This is a genomic window from Bradyrhizobium sp. IC3195, from assembly GCF_020193585.1.
In the GTDB taxonomy this organism is placed as follows: domain Bacteria; phylum Pseudomonadota; class Alphaproteobacteria; order Rhizobiales; family Xanthobacteraceae; genus Bradyrhizobium; species Bradyrhizobium yuanmingense.
The window spans coordinates 123,458-144,338 of the sequence record NZ_JADYVG010000018.1 but is presented as its reverse complement, the minus strand read 5'-3'; the positions used below and the strand labels follow the sequence as shown (position 1 = coordinate 144,338).

Below are 20,881 nucleotides of genomic sequence, written 5' to 3'. Positions count from 1 at the left end.
TCAAGAACCAGTCATAAAACGGATGAGGTCCCGGCGTACTCAATTGCGTGTCGATTCGGGGTGGAAACGCCGCAAATGCCCTTGGGAACCTTTGGGCAGGAGCGCCGTTGTTTGCCCGCACTGAGGAAGCCACGGACTATGCCGGACAGCTACATCATCGAAGTCGATTCGCAGACCGCAGGTATCGTCGTTCGTTCTTCTGGAGGCTACTGCTTCTTCGCCTCATCGCACCGCTTCAACCGTCTCGAAGGCCAGCTCTTCCGCAACGCCCGCGAAGCCGAGCGCGCCGCGCGCAGGCTGGTGAATGGCGACGTGAAGGAGGCGGCGTAACTGTCATTCCGGCCCGCGAGGCGTGGTCGGAATTTTTTGCCGCCCTTGATGTTGCTGCCTTCTTCCTTCTCCCCTCATGTCCGCCGAAGCCTTGGCGAAGGCGGATGCGGGAGAAGGTGGCGCGAAGCGCCGGATAAGGGGTTGGCTCCGCGAATTCAATAGAGAGTTAGATCCGCGGATAGATACCCCCTCACCCGGCTTCGCTTTGCGAAGCCACCCTCTCCCGCAAGGGGAGAGGGGAAAGACGTGATCACAACTTCGTCGCCGCCCGCGACAACAGCTTCCACTCGTCGCCTTGCTTCTGCCAGTTCATCAGGATGTGAAGGTTGGTCGATACTTTTTTCCCATCGGCCGCCATCTCCTGCTCGCCCAGCCAGTGGAAACGCACGATCGCTGCGGGGCCGACGACCTTGATGGTGGGATCCTTGTATTCGATGGACAGAAATTTCGATTTGCCGTCGGTGGCGTTGGCGATGAACGCCGCCTTGTCTTCGACCTTGCCGCTGGAATGGCTGTAGCTCAGTTCCTCCGCGCAGAGCGCGCCGAGCGCCTTGGGATCGGCCGCGATCTGGGCGAGGCGGAAGGCCTCGACCCTCTTCGCCACGGCGTCCTCGTCTGCCGAAGCGGCGAGCGCCGGCGTGGCGAACGCAAGCGCGGACACGGCGAGCGTCGAGAGAGCCAGATCCCGTCGGTTGATCGTCATCGTTTCCTCCTTTTTGATCTTGCAATCAGTGTTGCAGTCGCACGCGACTTTGTCGAGTGTCACCTGCCTCATGTGGATGCGTCATTGCGCGATCGAGGCCGTATTGATACGCCTTCCGCATCGATGCGCCGCGCATTTGGGAAAGTACGGAAATGATCGAGACCAAACACGATGGAATGGGCCGGGCGCTGTTGTTCGACATCGACGGCACGCTCGCCGACACCGATCCGTTGCACTTGAAGGCTTTCAACCAGGTGCTCGGCCCGCACGGACACGTCTTCGATCACGCACGTTTCTCCCTCGAGCTGCAGGGCTTCGCCAATGTAGCGATCGGCGAGCGCTTTCTGCCCCACGAGGCGCCGGAGCGGCGCGCCCTCATCCTCGAAGAGAAGGAGGAGGTCTTCCGCACGCTGGTGGCCGGGCAGATCGCGCCGCTGCCGGGCCTGATGGCGCTGCTCGACCGCGCCGATGGCGCCGGCATCCCCATGGTCGCCGTGACCAACGCGCCGCGTCTCAACGCCGAGCTGCTGCTCTCAGGACTCGGCATCACGCATCGTTTCAAGGCGCTGGTGATCGGCGCCGAGCTGCCGCACGGCAAGCCGCATCCGCTGCCCTATCAGGAGGGGCTGCGTTTCGTCGGCGCGAGCCCGCGAGCCTCGATCGCATTCGAGGACTCCCGCACCGGCGTGCAGTCCGCAACGGCCGCCGGCATTCCGACTGTCGGCATCCGCACCAGCCTCAGCCATGCTGACCTGGTTGGAGCAGGCGCGGTCGCCTCCGCCAGCGCGTTCGACGACCCGACGCTGCTCGCACGTCTTGCAAGTGCCATGGCATGGTGAGAAATGGCGGGGTGAGGACCTTTATCCGTCAACCGTGATCGGCGTCCGCATTGACCGCAGGCGCGAACCGCCGCACCATGCATCATTCTGATTTGAGGCCTTTGCCGTGACCGGATTGACCCATCGCCAAGCCGAAATCCTCAACATCGCGCGCGCCTCCGGCCGCGTCATGGTCGAGGAGCTGGCGCGCCGCTTCGAGGTGTCGGCGCAGACCATCCGCAAGGATCTCAACGATCTCTGTGAGCGGCGTTCGCTGACCCGCATCCATGGCGGCGCCATCATCGCCTCGGGCGTGGAAAACCTCGCCTATGAGGCGCGCCGCTTCGTCGCCGCCGACGAGAAGAAGGCGATTGGCGCTGCCGCCGCCTCGCTGATCCCGAACGGCTGCTCGCTCTTCATCAACATCGGCACCACGACGGAGGAGGTGGCGAGCGCGCTGACCTCGCATGAGGATCTGCTCGTCATCACCAACAACCTCAATGTCGCCATGCTGCTCTACCGCCATCCGCGCATCGAGGTGGTGGTCGCCGGCGGCACGGTGCGGCGCGCCGATGGCGCCGTGGTCGGCTCGACCGCGACGCAGCTGATCGGACAGTTCAAGGTCGACTATGCCATCATCGGCGCCTCGGCGATCGACGAGGAGGGCGCGCTGCTCGACTTCGACTACCGCGAGGTGCAGGTGGCGCAGGCCATCATCGCCAATGCCCGCAGCGTCATGCTGGTCGCCGATTCCACAAAACTTCGCCGCAGCGCGCCGGTGCGCATCGCCCACATCACCCAGATCCAGACCTTCGTCACCGACCAGGAGCTGCCCGAGCGCCTCGCCACCATCTGCCACAGCAAGGGCATCGAGGTGGTCGAGGCGATGCCGAAGGGCGCGGAGGTCGACGATGCGTCGGCCGAGGTGCAGGATGCCGCACCGGAAGCCGCACCAGTGGTGCGGCTGAGATAGAGGCTAAGCGTCGTCCCAGGGGTTGAGCAGCGGAACGCCGAAGGCCGCAAAATCCTTCACGTTGCGTGTGACGAGTGTGAGATCGTTGACCAGCGCAGTCGCCGCAAAGAAGCCGTCCATGACGGACAATGCGACGCCGCTCCTGCGGCTCTGCGCCATGAGGTCACCCCAACGCTCGGCCACTGTTTGGTCGATCGGCAGGACGCGCTCGGCAAACCGCGCAGGCAAATCGTGGGCAAGCCAGACGGCCAGCGCGGTGCGTCGGCGACCATCCTCAAGCAATGCGATGCCACGGCGAAGCTCGGCGATCGAGGCGACGCTGATGAACGCACGGTCCTCATCGATCCTATCCAGCCATGCCACAACTTTTGGCGAAGGCGCGGGCCGCTGAACTTCCGAAAGCACGTTGGTGTCCAGCAAAAGGTTCATGGCACTTCGTCGCGTGGCGCGTCGTGCAGCCGGTCGAGTTCAAGGTCAACGCCGCGTAATGGCGAGGCCAGCAGGAATTCGGCCAGGGTGCCCTTGCGCGCTGTCTTGCGCGCCCATTCCTCGACGGAAACGATGACGGCATTCGGCTTGCCGTGACGGGTGATGACCTGCGGGCCGGTCTGGGCGCGGTCGAGCACCTCGGACAGTCGCGCCTTGGCATTGGCCAACGTCCAGCTGTCATTCGTTGGAAGCGCGTCGGGTTCAACGTTACGATTGACCATAGGGATAAACCATTTTGACTAGTATGACTATAATCGCTCGACGCTGACCAATCAAGGTGCTGGTGCCTCCCAAATCGCCGTGGCGCTGCCCAACATGAACTCCTCTTGCTCACCAAGAAACTTCCGCTTTCGCTTCCTTTCGCCTCTCTTTCATCTTGCTTTCGTTTTTCGGTATGATCTAATCAAAAGCGAAAGTAGCCGCTCGATGGAACGGGCGGTCGCCGGGGGATGCGTCTGTTGGAGCGTATTTTCGATCTCGCCATCATCGGAGGCGGTGTTAACGGCTGCGGCATCGCGCGCGACGCGGTGGGCCGCGGCAATACCGTTTTCCTGTGCGAAATGAACGATCTGGCGAGCGGGACATCGTCGTGGTCGACCAAGCTCGTGCATGGCGGCCTGCGCTATCTCGAATATTACGAGTTTCGGCTGGTCCGCGAGGCGCTGATCGAGCGCGAGATCCTCTGGGGCATCGCGCCCCACATCATCCGGCCCCTGCGTTTCGTTCTGCCGCATCACGCCGGCCTGCGCCCGGCCTGGCTGCTGCGCCTCGGCCTCTTCCTCTATGATCACATCGGCGGCCGCCACCTGTTGCCGGCGACCCGCTCGGTCGATCTCAAGCGCGATGAGGTCGGCAAGCCGCTGATCCCGAACCGCTACAGCCGCGCCTTCGAATATTCGGACTGCTTCGTCGACGACGCCCGCCTCGTCGTGCTCAATGCGCGCGATGCCGCCGACAAGGGCGCCGAGATCCGCACCCGAACCCGCGCCACCGAGATTCGCCAGTCGGACGGCGTCTGGACCGTCAGCATGGTCGATACGCTGACCGGCGCGCGCTCGCAGATCCAGGCCAAGGCGCTGATCAATGCCGGCGGGCCCTGGGTCGAGGACGTGCTCGGCCGCGGCGCCGGCGTGAATGCGAAAGCCAAGGTGCGCCTGGTGCAGGGCTCGCACATCGTCGTGAAGAAGCTCTACGACCACGACCGCGCCTACATGTTCCAGAATGCCGATGGCCGCATCATATTCGTGATCCCGTACCAGGACGACTTCACGCTGATCGGCACCACCGACCGCGACTATGACGGCGATCCCGCCAAGGTGAAGGCGACGACTGAAGAGATCGAGTATCTCTGCAAGGCGGCCAGCGAATATCTGGCCAAGCCCGTCGCGCCCACCGACGTGGTCTGGACCTATTCCGGCGTGCGTCCGCTCTATGACGACGGCGCCAGCGAGGCCAAGGCCGCGACGCGCGACTACGTGTTCGAGCTCGACACGCCCGGCGGCGTGCCGCTGCTGTCGATCTATGGCGGCAAGATCACGACCTATCGCAGGCTCGCCGAAGAGGCCCTGGAGCGCCTTGCGCCTTACTTGCGCAGTGCGAAAGCGCGCGAGGGCTGGACCGGCAAATGGCCGCTGCCGGGCGGTGACATGAACGTATCCGACATCGACGGCCTGATCGCCGAGCTGCAGCGCGGCTATCCCTTCCTCAGCCATGAGCATGCGCGGCGCCTGGCGCGCGCCTATGGCACCCGTGCCATCAAGCTGCTCGGCGATGCAAAATCGGCTGCGGATCTCGGCCAGGCCTTCGGCGCCACGCTAACCGAGCGCGAGGTCCGCTATCTCATGGCCAACGAATGGGCCGTCACCGCCGACGACGTGGTCTGGCGCCGTTCCAAGCTCGGCCTGCGACTATCTGCCGACGAGATCGCGACCCTCGACGACTGGATCAGGAGCCATGCCGTGGCGCAAAGTCCCCTGCTGGAAACGGGAGGACGCTCATGACCGTGACACTCGATCACGTGACCCGGACCGTGGAAGGCGTGCCGCACATCCGTGACGTCTCGCTGACGCTCGAGAGCGGTACGCTCAACGTGCTGCTCGGGCCGACGCTGTCAGGCAAGACCTCGATCATGCGGTTGCTCGCCGGCCTCGACAAGCCGACCACGGGCAAGGTGTTCGTCAACGGCAAGGACGTCACCGGCGCCGACGTGCGCCAGCGCTCGGTCGCGATGGTGTACCAGCAGTTCATCAACTACCCCTCGCTCACGGTCTACGAGAACATCGCCTCGCCCCTGCGCGTGCAGGGCAAGCCGCGCGACGAGATCGAGGCGCGCGTCGCCGAGGCCGCAAAGCTGCTGCGGCTCGAGCCGTTCCTGAAGCGCACGCCGCTCCAGCTCTCCGGCGGCCAGCAGCAGCGCACCGCGATCGCACGCGCGCTGGTCAAGGGCGCCGACCTCGTGCTGCTCGACGAGCCGCTCGCCAATCTCGACTACAAGCTGCGCGAGGAGCTGCGGGCGGAGCTGCCGCGCATCTTCGAGGCCTCCGGCGCGATCTTCGTCTATGCCACAACCGAGCCGACCGAGGCGCTGCTGCTCGGCGGCAACACGGTGTGCATGTGGGAGGGCCAGGCGCTGCAGATGGGTGAGACCACCAATGTCTATCGCCGGCCGCAGACCTTGCGCGTTGCGCAGGTGTTTTCGGATCCGCCGCTGAATCTCGTGGGCCTCGAGAAGGGGAACGGCATGGTCCAATATGCGGGCGGGAGTGCAGCGCCCGCGTCCGGGCTTTATGCCGGTCTGCCCGACGGCTTCTATCGCGTCGGCTTTCGTGCCCATCAGCTCGGGCTTGCCAATGGCGAGGCCGACCGTCACGCCTTCCACGCCACTGTCACGGTGACCGAGATCACGGGTTCGGAGAGCTTCGTGCACCTGACCCGCGACGGATCGAATTGGGTGGCGGTGCTGCACGGCGTGCACGAGTTCGAGCCGGGCCAGATGCTCGATGCCGTGCTCGATCCCAATGATGTCTTCGTCTTCGATGCTGCCGACCGTCTGGTCGCGGCACCGGGCTCTTAGGAGGGAGATGCGCCATGGCCCGCATTGACCTCGTCGATCTCGCCCATTCCTACGGCGGCAACGATGCGCCGCAGGAGAGCTTTGCGCTCAAGCCTGTCACCATGACCTGGCGGCAGGGCGGCGCCTATGCGCTGCTCGGCCCCTCCGGCTGCGGCAAGACCACGCTGCTGAACGTCATCTCCGGCATCATCACGCCGTCGCGGGGGAAGATCCTGTTCGACGGCAAGGACATCACACCGCTGTCAACCCAGAAGCGCAACATCGCGCAGGTGTTCCAGTTTCCGGTGATCTACGACACCATGACGGTGGGGGAGAATCTGGCGTTTCCGCTGAAGAATCGCGGCGTGCCAAAGGCCGACGTTGACAGGCGCGTCGCCGAGATCGGTCGCCTGCTCGATCTCGAGCCCTATCTGAACCGCAAGGCCACGCGCCTGACCGCCGACGCCAAGCAGAAGATCTCGCTCGGCCGCGGTCTCGTGCGCAACGACGTTGCCGCCGTGCTGTTCGACGAGCCGCTGACGGTGATCGATCCCGAGCTGAAATGGCAGCTCCGCTCCAAGCTGAAGGCGCTGCATCGCGAGCTCGACCTCACGATGATCTATGTCACCCATGACCAGACCGAGGCGCTGACCTTCGCCGACACCGTCGTGGTCATGCATGACGGTCGCGTCGTGCAGAGCGGCACGCCGGCCGAGCTGTTCGACAAGCCGGCGCATACGTTCGTCGGCTATTTCATCGGTTCGCCCGGCATGAACATCCTGCCGGCCGAGGTGAGGGGGCGCGAGGCCAGGATCGACGGCCACGTCATCGCGCTGAACCGCAGCTACGACAACCTGCCTGCAGGGGCGAAGATCGAGATCGGCGTCCGTCCCGAATTCGTCGAGGTGGTCGCGCCCGCACCTGGCCTGCTCACCGCCAAGATCGAGCGCATCGACGATCTCGGCCGCATCCGCTTCGCGCGCGTGCGCGTCGTCGACGCCAAGCTCGCGGCGCGCGCTCCTGGCGGCTTCACCAGCGCGGACGGTACCGCCGGGCTGAAATTCGATCCGTCGCACGTCCACGTCTATGCCGACAGCCTTCTGGTGGAGGGAGCCGCCTGATGGACAAGACCGTCAACCAAAAAGCCTGGTTCCTGGTGCTGCCGGTGTTCCTGGTCGTCGCCTTCTCGGCGGTGCTGCCGCTGATGACGGTGGTGAACTATTCGATGCAGGACACCTTCGGCAACAACCAGTTCTTCTGGAACGGCGTGGGCTGGTTCAAGGAGCTGCTCGATCCCTCCACCGACCTCGGCGGCCGCTTCCTCGCTTCGCTCGGCCGCAACCTGTTCTTCTCGCTCGTTATCTTGGCCATCGAGGTGCCGCTCGGCATCGTCGTCGCGTTGTCGATGCCGCGCGAGGGCTGGACCGTCGCGGCCTGCCTCGTCATTCTCGCGCTGCCGCTGCTGATCCCCTGGAACGTGGTCGGCACCATCTGGCAGATCTTCGGGCGTCCCGACATCGGCCTGCTCGGCTACGTCCTCAATGCCATGGGCTTCGATTACAATTACGTCTCCAACGACATCGATGCCTGGTTCACGGTCATCGTGATGGACGTCTGGCACTGGACCAGCCTCGTCGCGCTGCTGTGCTATGCCGGCCTGAAGTCGATTCCCGAAGCCTATTACCAGGCCGCGCAGATCGACGGCGCCTCGCGCTGGGCCGTGTTCAAGGCGATCCAGCTGCCAAAGATGAACCGCGTGCTCTTGATCGCGGTGCTGCTGCGCTTCATGGACAGCTTCATGATCTACACCGAGCCGTTCGTCGTCACCGGTGGCGGGCCCGGCAATTCCACCACCTTCGTGTCGATCGAGCTGGTCAAGATTGCGCTCGGCCAGTTCGACCTCGGCAAGGCCGCGGCGCTGTCGCTGGTCTACAACCTCATCATCCTGATCGTCTGCTGGATCTTCTACACCGTCATGACCAATGCCGGTGTCGAACGCAAAGTCCAGGCTTCGAGCGAGCCGGCGGCGGAGCCCAAGCCCGCGGCCGCGCTCAAGCCCGTGCCCGCACTCGAGCCAAGGGAAGGAGTGGCCTGATGCATTCGATCCCCGGCCGTCGCCTCATCATGGGGCTGTTCCTGATCTTCCTGCTGCTGCCGATCTACTGGCTCGTCAACATGAGCTTCAAGACCAACAGCGAGATCGTCTCGACGATGACGCTGTGGCCGCACACTCCGACGCTGCAGCACTACAAGCGCATCTTCACCGACGAGAGCTGGTATTCGGGCTACATCAATTCGCTCGAATACGTCGTCCTCAACACCATCATCTCGATCGCCGTGGCGCTGCCGGCGGCTTACGCCTTCTCGCGCTACCGTTTCCTCGGTGACAAGCATTTATTCTTCTGGCTGTTGTCGAACCGCATGGCGCCGGCGGCGGTCTATGCGCTGCCGTTCTTCAATCTCTATTCGGCGATCGGCCTGTTCGACACCCCCTGGGCCGTCGCGCTCGCGCACTGCATCTTCAACGTGCCGCTCGCGGTGTGGATCCTCGAAGGCTTCGTCTCCGGCGTGCCGCGCGAGATCGACGAGACCGCGTTCCTCGACGGCTATTCCTTCCCGCGCTTCTTCATCAAGATCCTGGTGCCGCTGATCGCGAGCGGCATCGGCGTCGCCGCCTTCTTCTGCTTCATGTTCTCCTGGGTCGAGCTCTTGCTCGCGCGCACGCTGACGTCGGTGCATGCCAAGCCGATCGCAGCGATCATGACGCGTACGGTGTCGGCGGCCGGCATGGATTGGGGCCTGCTCGCCGCCGCCGGGGTGCTCACCATTATTCCGGGCGCGCTGGTGATCTGGTTCGTCCGCAACTACATCGCGCGCGGTTTCGCGCTCGGCCGCGTCTGAGGAGGCATCAATGGAATCCATCGCATGGATGGCCTGGACGCTGCCGACCGCGATCTTCTTCGCCGCGCTCGCCTGCACGCTTCTCGTGATGACCTGGCTCGCCGCGGTCTATCCCGAGGCCGAGCGTGTCGGCGTGCTGCGCATCCCGACCACGCGCGGCGATCGACTGTTCATCTCGCTGATCGCGGCCGCCGTCATCCACCTCGCATGGATCGGCCTCGTCGGCACCGATGCGGTCACTACGCTGCCTATCGGCGAGGAGGGGTTTGAAATCTCGAGCCTGTGGCTCGCATCAGGAATTTCGCTGGTCACGGCCGCGCTCATTTTCCGCACGGTCTGAAGCTTGCGAAGGGACGGCCAGATCCGGGACCAACCCGGGCCTGTATAAAAGTTTGTCGCTGCAACGGAGGAACAACATGCGACAGTTTAGGAGAAGGAAAGGTCCATTGACCAAGAATAGTTTTCTGACCATGTCCAGCGCCGCTGCGATCATCGCGGTGTCGTTCGCCGTCTCGGCGCCGGTTCGCGCCGCCGACGAGGCCGTGATCCAGAAGTGGATCGCGGAATTCACGCCTTCGACGCTGTCGAAGGAGGACCAGAAGAAGGAGCTGGAGTGGTTCGCCAAGGCCGCCGAGCCGTTCAAGGGCATGGAGATCAACGTCGTCTCCGAGACGATCACGACTCATGAATACGAGGCGCAGACGCTCGCCAAGGCATTCTCCGAGCTCACCGGCATCAAGCTCAAGCACGATCTCATCCAGGAAGGTGACGTCGTCGAGAAGTTGCAGACCCAGATGCAGTCGGGCAAGAACGTCTATGACGGCTGGATCAACGACTCCGACCTGATCGGCACGCATTTCCGCTACGGCCAGACCATTGCGCTGTCGGACTACATGACCGGTGAAGGCAAGGACGTCACCAACCCCATGCTCGACGTCAACGACTTCATCGGCAAGTCGTTCGGCACCGGGCCGGACGGCAAGCTCTACCAGCTGCCCGACCAGCAGTTCGCGAACCTCTACTGGTTCCGCTACGACTGGTTCACCAATGCCGACTACAAGGCCAAGTTCAAGGCCAAGTATGGCTACGAGCTCGGTGTGCCCGTGAACTGGTCCGCCTATGAGGACATCGCCGAGTTCTTCACCAATGACATCAAGGAGATCAACGGCGTCAAGGTCTACGGCCATATGGACTATGGCAAGAAGGACCCCTCGCTCGGATGGCGCTTCACCGACGCCTGGCTGTCGATGGCCGGCAATGGTGACAAGGGCATTCCGAACGGTCTGCCGGTCGACGAATGGGGCATCCGCATGGAGGGCTGCCGCCCGGTCGGCTCTTCGGTGGAGCGTGGCGGCGACACCAATGGTCCGGCCGCAGTCTACTCGATCACGAAGTATCTCGACTGGATGAAGAAGTATGCCCCGCCGCAGGCGCAGGGCATGACCTTCTCCGAGTCCGGCCCCGTGCCGTCGCAGGGTAACATCGCTCAGCAGATGTTCTGGTACACCGCCTTCACCGCCGACATGGTGAAGCCGGGTCTGCCGGTGGTGAATGCGGACGGTACGCCGAAGTGGCGTATGGCTCCGTCGCCGCACGGCTCCTATTGGAAGGAAGGCATGAAGCTCGGCTACCAGGACGCTGGCTCCGCCACGCTGCTGAAGTCGACTCCGCCGGATCGCCGCAAGGCAGCCTGGCTCTATCTCCAGTTCATCGTCTCCAAGTCGGTGAGCTTGAAGAAGAGCCATGTCGGTCTCACCTTCATCCGTGAATCCGACATCTGGGACAAGTCGTTCACCGAGCGTGCGCCGAAGCTCGGCGGCCTGATCGAGTTCTACCGCTCGCCAGCGCGCGTGCAGTGGACCCCGACCGGCAACAACGTGCCCGACTATCCGAAGCTCGCGCAGCTGTGGTGGCAGAACATCGGCGATGCGTCGTCCGGTGCGAAGACGCCGCAGCAGGCGATGGATGCTCTCGCGGCGGCCCAGGACTCCGTGCTGGAGCGTCTGGAGAAGTCCGGCGTGCAGGGCGCCTGCGGTCCGAAGCTGCACAAGAAGGAGTCGGCCGAGTACTGGTTCGCCAAGGCCCAGAAGGACGGCACCATCGCGCCGCAGCGCAAGCTCGCCAACGAGAAGCCGAAGGGCGAGACGGTGGACTACGACACCCTGATCAAGTCGTGGCCCGCCACTCCGCCCAAGCGCGCGGAAGTGAAGTAAGCGGCGCTTAGAGCGATATCAAACACGAAAGGCCGGGAGCGATCCCGGCCTTTTTGTTTTGTCGTTGTGGTGCGAGGGTTTTTCACACCCTCGATGTCATTGCCCGCCTAGTGCGCAATTGCGCACAGGGGCGGGCAATCCAGTATTCCAGAGACGGTCGTGGTTGAACCGAGAAGCCGCGGCGTACTGGATGCCCCGCCTTCGCGGGGCATGACAGCGTCATGCGTGGAGAAGAACCTACTCCGCCGGCTCGGCCGCGAGCGTCGGGTAATCCGTGTAGCCCTTCGCACCACCGCCGTAGAACGTGTTCTTGTCCCAATCGTTCAGCGCCGCTCCCTGCTTCAGCCGCTCGACCAGGTCGGGGTTGGAGATGAACGGCTTGCCGAAGGCGATGAGGTCGGCGGCGTTCGCCTCCAGCACTTTGCTGGCGAGGTCGAAATCGTAGCCATTGTTGGCGACGTAGGCGCCCGAGAAGCGCTTGCGCAATGACGCATAGTCGAACGGCGCGATGTCGCGCGGCCCGCCGGTGGCGCCTTCGACCACGTGAAGATAGACCAGCTTCAGCGCGCTGAGGCCGTCGACGATGTGATCGTACAGGGCCTGCGGATTGGAATCCGAGATGTCGTTGGCCGGCGTCACCGGCGAGATGCGGATGCCGGTGCGCTCGGCGCCGGCCTCGGCGACGACGGCCTTGGAGACCTCCAGCATCAGCTTCGCGCGGTTCTCGATCGAGCCGCCATAGGCATCAGTGCGCTTGTTGGCGCCGTCCTTGGCGAACTGCTCGAGCAGATAGCCGTTGGCGCCGTGGATCTCGACGCCGTCGAAGCCGGCTTCCAGCGCGTTCTTCGTGGCGCGCTTGAAGTCGTCGATGATCCCGGGAATCTCGGAGAGCTCGAGCGCGCGCGGCTCGGAGACGTCGGCGAAGCCGCCGTTGACGAAGGTCTTGCCCTTGGCTCGGATCGCGCTCGGTGCCACCGGGGCTGCGCCATTCGCCTGCAGATCGACATGCGAGATGCGGCCGACATGCCAGAGCTGGATGAAGATCTTGCCGCCGCGTTCATGCACCTTGTCGGTGACCTTGCGCCAGCCGGCGACCTGCTCCTTGCTATAGATGCCGGGCGTGTCCTGGTAGCCCTGACCTTGTTGCGAGACCTGGCTCGCCTCGGTGATCAGCAGGCCCGCGGATGCACGCTGGGCGTAATAATCGGCGGCGAGCGGACCGGGCACGAAGGTGCCGGGTACGGCACGGTTGCGCGTCAGCGGCGCCATGACCAGGCGGTTGGCCAGCGTGATCGGGCCGAGCTTGTAGGTCTCAAACAATTTGGTCGAACGGCTCATGGGAATGCTTCCGGGCGGTGAGAGGTCTCGAACAATTGTGCATCGCGACATCGGGCGCAAGGGATGAGCCATACGCAAAGTGCAGGCGAGCTACGCGGCAGGGCGCGCGTAGCATAGTTCATGTGCAATGTCGGCTGCGACAGCGAAATCCCACTGTCGCGGCCGTGCGATTTCACAAATCAGTTCGCGCCGAGGAAATCGCGCTTGCCGATCTCGACGCCGTTGTGACGCAAGATGCCGTGGGCGATCGCGGCGTGGAAATAGAGGTTCGGCAGCGAGAACGAGCTCAGGAATTGCTGTCCCGTCATGGTGATGGTCTTGCCGGGGCCGATCGGAAAGGTGACGTCCTTGGCGTCGGCGCCCTCAAACTGCTCGGGCTTGAAGGATTTGACATAGTCGATCGTTTTCGCCAGCCGCTGCTTCAACTCCGCAAAGCTGGTTTCGGTGTCGGGCGTCGAGGGGACCTCGCTATGCGTCAGCCGCGCACAGCCTCTGGTCGGATAGTCGCTGACCAGCTGGATCTGCCGCGACAGCGGCAGCATGTCCGGGAAGAGGCGCGAGCCGAGCAGGACGCTGGGATCGATCTTCCTGGCCGCGCAATGCGCCTCAGCTTTGGTGAGCAGCCCGGTCACGCTGTTCAGCATCTGCAAATAGGCGGGGACGACGGCGTCGTAGAAGGACATGTGATGCTCGCTTCAAATGGTGGGAAATCTCAGGAGAAAACCTGAGCCACTCACATGGGAGCCTCATGGAAAATTGCAATCGCGGAAAGAGACTTGTGCGATGCGAAAATTCTACCGCACCGTCGTCTGGGGCAGGACCTGCGCCGTGCCGCCGCGCATGCGCGCGAGCAGCTCGGCGGTCGGCCAGGAATCCGCCGGCAGGCCGTACTTGATCTGCGTCGCCTTCACCGCGGCGCGGCTCTGCTGCCCCAGCACACCGTCGACCTTGCCGACGTTGAAGCCGGCGCGCACCAAGAGCTGCTGCAATTCCTTGAGCTCGTTGAACGGCAATTGCGCGACCGGCGCCGCCGGCTTGCGCATCGGCGCGGCCCCGGCGATGCGCGAGGCGAGATAGCCCGCGGTGGTCGCGTAGATCAGCGAGTTGTTCCACTCGGTGTAGGCCGCGAAATTCGGATAGGCCATGAAGGCCGGCCCGAAGCGTCCCATCGGCAGCAGCACGGAGGCTGCGAGATTGTCGTTCGGCAAGGGCCGGCCGTCGGGATAGGTGACGCCCAGTTGCGCCCATGTCGAGCGCGGCTCGCGTACCGTGAGATCGGTCTTCTCCCACGGCAGGTTCGGCGGCACCTTGATCTCCTCGAGCCACGGCTCGCCGCGCCGCCACTTCAATCCGTTTGCGATGTAGTTCGCGGTCGAGCCGATCACGTCGGCCGGCGAGCGCAACAGGTCGCGCCGTCCGTCGCCGTCAAAGTCGACCGCGTAGTTGACGTAGTGCACGGGCAGGAATTGGGTCTGGCCGAGCTCGCCGGCCCAGGAGCCGATCATCTCGTCGGGATGCAGATCGCCGCGGTCGATGATCTTCAGCGCCGCGATGGTCTCGTTCACGAACATCTCCGAACGGCGGCAATCATAGGCGAGCGACACCAGCGATTTCAGCGTCGGCAAATTGCCCATGTTGGCACCGAAATCGCTCTCGAGGCCCCAGAACGCGGCGATCACCGCGGGCGGCACGCCGTATTCCTTTTCCGCGCGCGCAAACGCCGCGGCGTATTGCTTGATGTGCTGCTGCCCGTTCTGCATGCGATAGGCCGCGGCCATGCGGCCGGCGAATTCGGTGAAGAGCTGTCCGAACACGCGCTGGCCGCGGTCGCGGTTGACGATGCCCTGGTCGTAGACGAGATAGGGCGATGCCTCCGCGATCGTGCGCTGCGACACGCCGGCGGCCACCGCCTGTTGCTTCACCTCGGTCAGGAAGCGATCGAAGCTCGCGCCATTGTGGCACGAGGCGGCGCGCGGCGAGGGGGCCTTCGGCACTGCGGGCTTGGCAGGAGGCGGAAGCATTTGGGCGGATGCCGCGGCCGTGCATGCGATAAGCGCGAGGGCCGCGATCGGAAATCGGGTCTGGACCATGGGGTTCCGGCGGGGAAGGGCAGGCGTGGATTCGGCCGAAGTTTAGGGGAAGCGGCCGCCCCAGGCCATCCCCACCCTGCATCTGGAGGACGGGTGGTCGCCCCCTCTTGGTGCACAGGGGGGCATGTATTCAGGAATCAAGCGATTGGCTCGGTTGGATCAATCCCGCCGAATCGGGGTTGACCTGTCGAACCCGTTACGGAAAGGCTCGTTCTGTGGCCGAGTTGCCTCCGGCGTCGACGCAACGAACACCGGCCGTGCGAGCCGCAACCTCGCCCATGCTCACGGCCGGCGGCATCGTCCTAGCCATCGGAGCCCTCTATCTCGGCCGGGAAATCTTCGTTCCTTTTGCCCTTGCGATCCTGCTGAGCTTCGTTCTCACGCCCTTGGTCAATTGGCTGAGACGTTGGAAAGTGCCCCGCATTGCAGCGGTGCTAATTGCCGTTTCCATTGCCTTCATCGTCGTCGCAGGGGTCGCCTTGGTCGTTGGGCGCCAACTGGTCCAACTCGCCAGCAACCTTCCCAATTATCAGACCACCATCACCGAGAAGATCCGCTCGTTGCAAAGCTCCGCGCCGGGCGGTGGGGTCGTCGACGCCGTTACCACGACGATGCAGGATCTCGGCAGAGAGATCTCGGGAGATGAGAAAAAGTCGGCGGCTGCATCCTCCCGGCTTGGCACCGGCAGTGAGAGTCGGGAGCCTGTCACCGTGCGGGTGGAGCCGCCACAGCCGAGACCGCTGGAGCTCATTCGATCGGTCATAGGTCCATTGCTGGCGCCGCTTGCGACTTCCGGGCTGGTCGTCATTTTCGTGATCTTCGTGCTGCTCGAGCGCGAAGACCTGCGCGACCGATTCATCAAGTTAGCCGGAGCCGGTGACCTTCAGAAGAGTACTCAGGCCATCAACGATGCTGCCTCGCGGGTCAGCCGCTATCTGCTGATGCAGCTTGTTGTCAATCTGACTTACGGCGTGCCGATCGGTGTTGCACTCTACTTTGTTGGCGTGCCGAACGCGATTCTTTGGGGCTTGCTCGCAGCGGTACTTCGATTCATTCCCTACCTCGGTCCTTTCCTGGCTGCTATATTTCCCGTTGCCCTGGCCATCGCCGTCGATCCCGGCTGGACGATGCTGTTCTGGGTCGTCGGTTTGTTCGTTACGGCTGAACTCGTCAGCAACAATGTTGTCGAGCCTTGGCTTTACGGATCCAGCACCGGGCTGTCGTCCCTCGCAATTATCATCGCCGCGATCTTCTGGACGATGCTGTGGGGGCCCGTCGGGCTGTTTCTGGCGACACCTTTGACCGTCTGCCTCGTCGTCATGGGGCGCTACGTCCCGCAGTTGGAGTTCTTGGGCGTTCTGCTCGGCAGCGACCCTGTGCTCGCGCCGGAGGAGCAACTCTACCAGCGGTTATTGGCTGGCAACCTGGAGGAGGCGGTTGAGTTCGCCGAGAACTATGTCGACGAGTGTTCCTCACGCGAGCTGTACGACAACGTCGGAATTCCGGCGCTGCGCCTGGCGGAGAATGATCGTCAGCGCAGCGGCATCGACACCAATTACCGGCGTCTTGTTGCGGATACGGCTATTTCGGTTGTCCGGGAGGTTGATGACCATATCCGCGAAAAAGCGAATGCAGTGGACGAGGGAAATCACACTGCGCAGCGACCATGCGTCCTCTGTCTCGCTGGACGCACGGAGCTCGATCATGCAGCGGCGGAGATGCTCGCGCAGGTGCTCGAGGAACGCACCATCGGCGCCAAGGTCTTGCCGCCGATCGCGGTCAGTCGGGGAGCATTGGAGCAACTCGATCTCCAGGGGGTCGACGTGGTGTGCCTGTCCTACTTTCACCCGCAGCCGCAGGTCTACGCCCGCTATGTCTTTCGTCGCCTGCGCCGTCGGGCTCCACAGGTGAAGCTTGCCGCCTGCTGCTGGAATTTGATCGCCGGAACGGAACAGACGGGAGAGCTCAAGACCCAGATGGCGGCCGACGCGGCATTCGCCTCTCTCCACGCATGCGTCGAGCAGGTTGAAGCATGGGTCGGTCGCGCGGCAGCTCTCGGCGATACGCCCCAGCTCACGGCCGACGCCGAACGTGCGCAGCTCGCCGCGCTGCGCGGACTTGGCTTGGACGCCTCGAAACGCCAGGACCTGGATGAGGCGTCCAGAAAGGTCGCGCAAGCGTTCAACGTTCCGATCGCGCTGGTGACATTGGTCGATCATATTCAGCTAACCGCCGCTGAAGCCCGCGCCCAAGAAGTCCAAGCAGGTCTGCCGAGCAATCACGAGGGCTCCCTCGACGCGCATGTGATCGCTGCAGGCGATATGCTGGTTTCGGAGGATGTGACCGAAGACCCGCGCTTCGCCGACGATCCGCATGTGCTGGAGCGAGGCATTCGCTTCTACGCGGGGGTCCCGCTCCGGACTTCATCCGGTCATGTTGTAGGCTGCCTTTGTGTGATTGATACTCAGCCGCGGGAGTTCACCGACCGGGATCGTGACCGCCTGCAGGAGATGGCGAAGCAATTGATGATCGATATCCAGAGCGCTCGAGTGGCCACAGGCGTCGAGTCGGATGGCTCGAGAGAGGTGCATCCCGCCCCCTAGCGGAGAGGAAGCCGACCTTGCCGCTAACAGTGCGTGGCGCTAGCCGAACAGCCGCATCAGCAGCGCCTTACCGACCGGGAGCGCCCTGACGCCCCGATAGGCCCGAACATATTCGCCGGCATAGAACGCCCTGATTGCATGCACGCGCGTGTCCATGCCTTCCGCGAACCGCACGGCAAATCCATCAATGGTCCGCCGCACCACGATGGCCGCGATCGAGCGGCCGTAGATCTGGCACTCGATCGTGCTCCCAGGCGCCGGCGGATCGGGATCGATTAGCCGCGCACCGGTGATGGAGATATCGGCGAGCCGCGCCAGATGCGACCTGCCGTCCTGGCGCAGCAGCACCGGCTCGTTGCGATTGAAGCGCTCCGCCTTGCGCTTGCGCGGCTGCTCGATGCAGACGAAGCAGACCACGGTGAGGATGAACGCGTTGTAGAAGCTCCAGGCCAGCGCCAGTCCGCCATAGGCGATGTTCTCGCCGCGCTGCTGCAGGATGAAGGCATAGGCGATGGATGCGAGCGTGATGAAAAGTGCGCAGCCGTAGATGCGCAGCAGCGGCCATTCGACGAAGCGTCGGTCGCGGTCGCCGCCTTTCGCGGTGACCTTGAACTTGTGTCCCTTCGGCTTCAACAGGCCGGTCGCCACCGCCTTGAGCACGGCAGGCGCGGCAATCAGTTGGGAGACATCCGTCATCATTGCGAGCGAGCGGCCGCGCGAAAGCCAGGCCATGCTGAGGCCGTTCCAGACATAGAAGGGCAGAAAGACCCGCAACAGCTCGCTCAGATCAGCCCGCACCGCCTGGATGCCGAACAGCAGGAACAGCCAGGGCACCACAAGGCCCGCCACTTTCGAGGTGTAGACCGCGGACCAGCTCATGAAGGCGTCGGCCAGCGAGAGGCGGTCGATGAAGGGCAGCTTCGAGTCCCGCGAGAGCGGTCCGCTGCGGCCGCGCACGATCTGCATCAAGCCGAGGCACCAGCGGGCGCGCTGGGTGATGTATTCCTTCAGCCCTTCCGGCGCGAGCCCGATCGTCAGGCGCTCGTTGAGATAGATCGTATTGAGTCCGCGTTCCTTGAGGCGCAGCGTGACGAGATAGTCCTCCGTCACCGAATCGGTCGGAAAGCCGCCGATCCGCATCAGTCCGGAATAGCGGATGAGGGAGGAGGTGCCGCAGCAGAACGCGACGCCCCAGGCGTCCTTGGCCGGCAGCAGGATGTCGAAGAAGAAGCGCTGCTCGTCGGGCCAGACGTCGGTCGCGGCGAGGTTGGTCTGGATCGGGTCGGGATTGATGAAGTGCTGCGGGGTCTGGACCACGCCGACCGACGCATCGTCCATGAGCGAGACGGTGCGCGCAAGGAAATCGGGCCGCGGCACGAAGTCCGCATCGAGAATGGCGACGAACTGCGGCCGCTCCGGCAGCGCCCCGACATGCCTCAGTGCGTGATTGATGTTGCCTGCTTTGGCGTGCTGGTTGTCGGGCCGCGTCAGATAGTGGCAGCCGAGCTCGCCGGACAGCCGCCGCAGCCAGGGCCGTCTTCCGTCGTCGAGCACCCAGACGCGGTAATTGCCGTAGTCCATGCCCGTCGCGCCGATGATCGTGCGCTCGAGGATCCCTCGTTCCTCGTTGTAGGTGCAGATGAAGAGGTCGATCAGCGGTGCGCCCGGATCGGTGGTGCGGCCGTCGACCTTCGCTGCGCCGGTGCGGTCGCGCGTCCGGCTCAGGAACAGCAGCGACAACGCGACCGCGACGAGCGAGGCCGCCTCCAGCAGCATGAAGGGGTAGCCGATCACGGCATCGACGGTCAGGCGCGGCGGCGGAAGCGTCGACATGATCCGCCAATAGAGATAGCGCAGCAGCAAGGTCACCGACACAATGGCCAGGAACGAGCGTGCCATCGTGCTGTCGCGCCTCAGCAGCGGTACGATCGCCATGAAGGCGCCGAGCGCGATCAGGCCGGGCGTCAGCGCCGCCGTCACGGTGCGGTCTCGTGTCGCGCAAATACCACGCGGCCGGTGCGGCCGACCGTGCAGGCGCGAGCTGCGGCATCGCGCGAGGCCACGGTCACACGATAGGGCTCCTTGCTCAGCGCATCCGGATTGATGGCGAGATTGGCCGGCGCGCCGGCAGCGCCGGTCAGGTTGACCACGGTGCCGGAGATCGGCTCGCCGCCGTCATTGGGCTCGAACGTCGCGTGGTCGCCGAGCTGCAGGCGGTTGTAGACGTTCTCGGTGACATTGGCGGTGATCACGGCGCCGCTGCAATCGAGCACTTTGAGCAACGGCTGGCCTGCCTGCACGTCCTCGCCCGGCGATGTCATCATTTCCCAGACGCGGCCTGCGACGGGTGTCGTAATGTTGGCTTCGGTGAGATCCGCGAACCGGACCTCCTCGACGATGATCTCGTTGGCGAGCCAGGCGATCTCCGTGTCGGTGCGCGCGAGATCGGCCTCGAGGTCGCCGGCACGCTGGCGCATCTCTTCCTCGCGCTGAACCGAGCTTGGCCGGTCGTTGTAGCTGTCGCCGAGGAAGGATCCGTTCCGTGCCGCGGCGAGCTCGACCTTGGCCGCGTCCAGCCGCTTGCGCGCACCGAGCTCGGTCTGTTGCGACACGGAGAGCTCGCGCGTCAGACGTGCCAGTTCGACGGTCGAGACATTGCCCGATTTTGCCAGCGAGGAGGCGCGCTCGACGGCGGCACTGGCCTCGTCCCGCCGCGCCGCCGCAGCCTCGATCGAGGTCTGGATCTCCGCGATGCGGGCCTCGAGCTGGAGCACGCGTCCGTCGCGAAATAGCGCGGCCTGCCGCGCCAGATCCTTTTGTGCCGCCTGCGCCGAAGCGAGCTTCGCCGCAAGGCTCGGCCGTTCATTCTCCAGGCGCGATTTCTGCCGCCGGAGATCGTCGAGCCGGGTGCGATCGCCGCGCGAGTTGAAGACGCGCAGGACGACGGTCCCGGCTTCGAGCTTGGCCTGGTCAGTGACGCGCTGGGCGGCTGCGACGCGGCCACCGATCGGAGTCCGCAAGGTGACGAGGCGGGAATTCAGCACGGCTTCGACGCTCGAATTTTCCCAGATCGCCCGCAGCGGCAGCCAGCCGAACACGGCGACGATGGCGAGCCCGATCGCGACCTTGGCGCCGCGCCGCAGATACGGCCAGCGGCGCCCCGATTCTTGCCCGCTCTGCGTCGTGGAAGCATGGTCGGACTCGTCATTGGTGAAGAGGTGCTCGTGCAGGGAGTCTTGCAAACCCTTCGCATCAGTTCTGGCGTCGTGAGGAGGGGGGGCGGATGAGGGGGCGACGGAGGCGGCGCTCGAGCGGTCTACCATGGCGGTCACCTTGCTGACGGGAGGCCAACGGGAACCCGGTCAATGCAC

19 protein-coding genes are annotated in these 20,881 nt (G+C 64.2%); 11 read left to right on the top strand and 8 right to left on the bottom strand.

What is annotated here, in order from left to right; all coding sequences use genetic code 11:
- Nucleotides 1-138 precede the first annotated feature (138 nt).
- Entirely contained in the window at nucleotides 139-330 is a 192-nt protein-coding gene (locus I6F09_RS27860; RefSeq protein WP_036013862.1) for a hypothetical protein, read from the top strand.
- A 250-nt stretch (nucleotides 331-580) separates the two neighbouring features.
- Here the strand turns inward: I6F09_RS27860 and I6F09_RS27855 are convergent, their stop codons facing one another.
- The gene (locus I6F09_RS27855; protein WP_036013866.1) at nucleotides 581-1,033 is read right to left on the bottom strand and encodes a nuclear transport factor 2 family protein; all 453 of its coding nucleotides are present in this window, start codon (nucleotides 1,031-1,033) and stop codon (nucleotides 581-583) included.
- A 152-nt stretch (nucleotides 1,034-1,185) separates the two neighbouring features.
- Between I6F09_RS27855 and I6F09_RS27850 the strand changes: the two genes are divergently transcribed.
- Both I6F09_RS27850 and I6F09_RS27845 read left to right on the top strand, forming a co-directional pair.
- Nucleotides 1,186-1,872 (top strand): HAD-IA family hydrolase, encoded by a 687-nt coding sequence (locus tag I6F09_RS27850; RefSeq protein WP_036013861.1) that lies wholly within the window; start codon nucleotides 1,186-1,188, stop codon nucleotides 1,870-1,872.
- A gap of 106 nt (nucleotides 1,873-1,978) precedes the next feature.
- Nucleotides 1,979-2,824, top strand: a complete 846-nt coding sequence (locus I6F09_RS27845) for a DeoR/GlpR family DNA-binding transcription regulator (RefSeq protein WP_036013860.1) — start codon at nucleotides 1,979-1,981, stop codon at nucleotides 2,822-2,824.
- 3 nt (nucleotides 2,825-2,827) lie between these two features.
- Here I6F09_RS27845 and I6F09_RS27840 read toward each other — a convergent pair whose 3' ends face one another.
- Entirely contained in the window at nucleotides 2,828-3,253 is a 426-nt protein-coding gene (locus I6F09_RS27840; RefSeq protein WP_225189529.1) for a type II toxin-antitoxin system VapC family toxin, read from the bottom strand.
- The gene (locus I6F09_RS27835; protein WP_036013857.1) at nucleotides 3,250-3,534 is read right to left on the bottom strand and encodes a type II toxin-antitoxin system Phd/YefM family antitoxin; all 285 of its coding nucleotides are present in this window, start codon (nucleotides 3,532-3,534) and stop codon (nucleotides 3,250-3,252) included. The genes I6F09_RS27840 and I6F09_RS27835 overlap by 4 nt, the downstream gene beginning before the upstream one ends.
- A gap of 228 nt (nucleotides 3,535-3,762) precedes the next feature.
- Between I6F09_RS27835 and glpD the strand changes: the two genes are divergently transcribed.
- From glpD to I6F09_RS27800, 7 genes are all read left to right on the top strand, one after another.
- On the top strand, nucleotides 3,763-5,313 hold the full coding sequence (gene glpD, locus I6F09_RS27830; RefSeq protein ID WP_036013856.1) for a glycerol-3-phosphate dehydrogenase: 1,551 nt from the start codon (nucleotides 3,763-3,765) through the stop codon (nucleotides 5,311-5,313).
- Nucleotides 5,310-6,386 carry an ABC transporter ATP-binding protein gene (locus I6F09_RS27825; RefSeq protein WP_057026248.1) on the top strand — a complete coding sequence of 359 codons (1,077 nt, stop codon included), beginning with the start codon at nucleotides 5,310-5,312 and terminating at the stop codon, nucleotides 6,384-6,386. Before glpD ends, I6F09_RS27825 begins: the two co-directional genes overlap by 4 nt.
- 14 nt (nucleotides 6,387-6,400) lie before the next feature.
- Nucleotides 6,401-7,486 carry an ABC transporter ATP-binding protein gene (locus I6F09_RS27820; protein ID WP_225189528.1) on the top strand — a complete coding sequence of 362 codons (1,086 nt, stop codon included), beginning with the start codon at nucleotides 6,401-6,403 and terminating at the stop codon, nucleotides 7,484-7,486.
- Entirely contained in the window at nucleotides 7,486-8,460 is a 975-nt protein-coding gene (locus tag I6F09_RS27815; RefSeq protein ID WP_036013849.1) for a sugar ABC transporter permease, read from the top strand. The genes I6F09_RS27820 and I6F09_RS27815 overlap by 1 nt, the downstream gene beginning before the upstream one ends.
- Nucleotides 8,460-9,266, top strand: a complete 807-nt coding sequence (locus tag I6F09_RS27810; protein ID WP_036013847.1) for a carbohydrate ABC transporter permease — start codon at nucleotides 8,460-8,462, stop codon at nucleotides 9,264-9,266. Before I6F09_RS27815 ends, I6F09_RS27810 begins: the two co-directional genes overlap by 1 nt.
- A 10-nt stretch (nucleotides 9,267-9,276) precedes the next feature.
- Nucleotides 9,277-9,606 carry a DUF2160 domain-containing protein gene (locus I6F09_RS27805; RefSeq protein ID WP_225189527.1) on the top strand — a complete coding sequence of 110 codons (330 nt, stop codon included), beginning with the start codon at nucleotides 9,277-9,279 and terminating at the stop codon, nucleotides 9,604-9,606.
- Between the two features lie 130 nt (nucleotides 9,607-9,736).
- Nucleotides 9,737-11,479: an ABC transporter substrate-binding protein gene (locus tag I6F09_RS27800; protein WP_036013842.1), complete on the top strand. Its 1,743-nt coding sequence runs from the start codon at nucleotides 9,737-9,739 to the stop codon at nucleotides 11,477-11,479.
- A gap of 237 nt (nucleotides 11,480-11,716) precedes the next feature.
- Here I6F09_RS27800 and I6F09_RS27795 read toward each other — a convergent pair whose 3' ends face one another.
- From I6F09_RS27795 to I6F09_RS27785, 3 genes are all read right to left on the bottom strand, one after another.
- The gene (locus I6F09_RS27795; RefSeq protein WP_109145015.1) at nucleotides 11,717-12,817 is read right to left on the bottom strand and encodes an alkene reductase; all 1,101 of its coding nucleotides are present in this window, start codon (nucleotides 12,815-12,817) and stop codon (nucleotides 11,717-11,719) included.
- 179 nt (nucleotides 12,818-12,996) lie between these two features.
- Nucleotides 12,997-13,500, bottom strand: coding sequence for a DUF1993 domain-containing protein (locus I6F09_RS27790; protein WP_036013837.1), 504 nt, complete (start codon nucleotides 13,498-13,500; stop codon nucleotides 12,997-12,999).
- A 111-nt stretch (nucleotides 13,501-13,611) separates the two neighbouring features.
- Entirely contained in the window at nucleotides 13,612-14,907 is a 1,296-nt protein-coding gene (locus tag I6F09_RS27785; RefSeq protein WP_225189526.1) for a lytic murein transglycosylase, read from the bottom strand.
- Between the two features lie 278 nt (nucleotides 14,908-15,185).
- On the opposite strand from I6F09_RS27785, the gene I6F09_RS27780 reads away from it, so the two are divergent.
- Complete coding sequence (locus I6F09_RS27780) at nucleotides 15,186-17,510, top strand: AI-2E family transporter (RefSeq protein WP_225189525.1); 2,325 nt, start codon at nucleotides 15,186-15,188, stop codon at nucleotides 17,508-17,510.
- Nucleotides 17,511-17,549: 39 nt separating this feature from the next.
- Here the strand turns inward: I6F09_RS27780 and I6F09_RS27775 are convergent, their stop codons facing one another.
- The gene (locus I6F09_RS27775) at nucleotides 17,550-19,490 is read right to left on the bottom strand and encodes a glycosyltransferase (protein ID WP_225189524.1); all 1,941 of its coding nucleotides are present in this window, start codon (nucleotides 19,488-19,490) and stop codon (nucleotides 17,550-17,552) included.
- On the bottom strand, nucleotides 19,487-20,833 hold the full coding sequence (locus I6F09_RS27770; protein ID WP_036013829.1) for an HlyD family secretion protein: 1,347 nt from the start codon (nucleotides 20,831-20,833) through the stop codon (nucleotides 19,487-19,489). The genes I6F09_RS27775 and I6F09_RS27770 overlap by 4 nt, the downstream gene beginning before the upstream one ends.
- Nucleotides 20,834-20,881 lie beyond the last annotated feature (48 nt).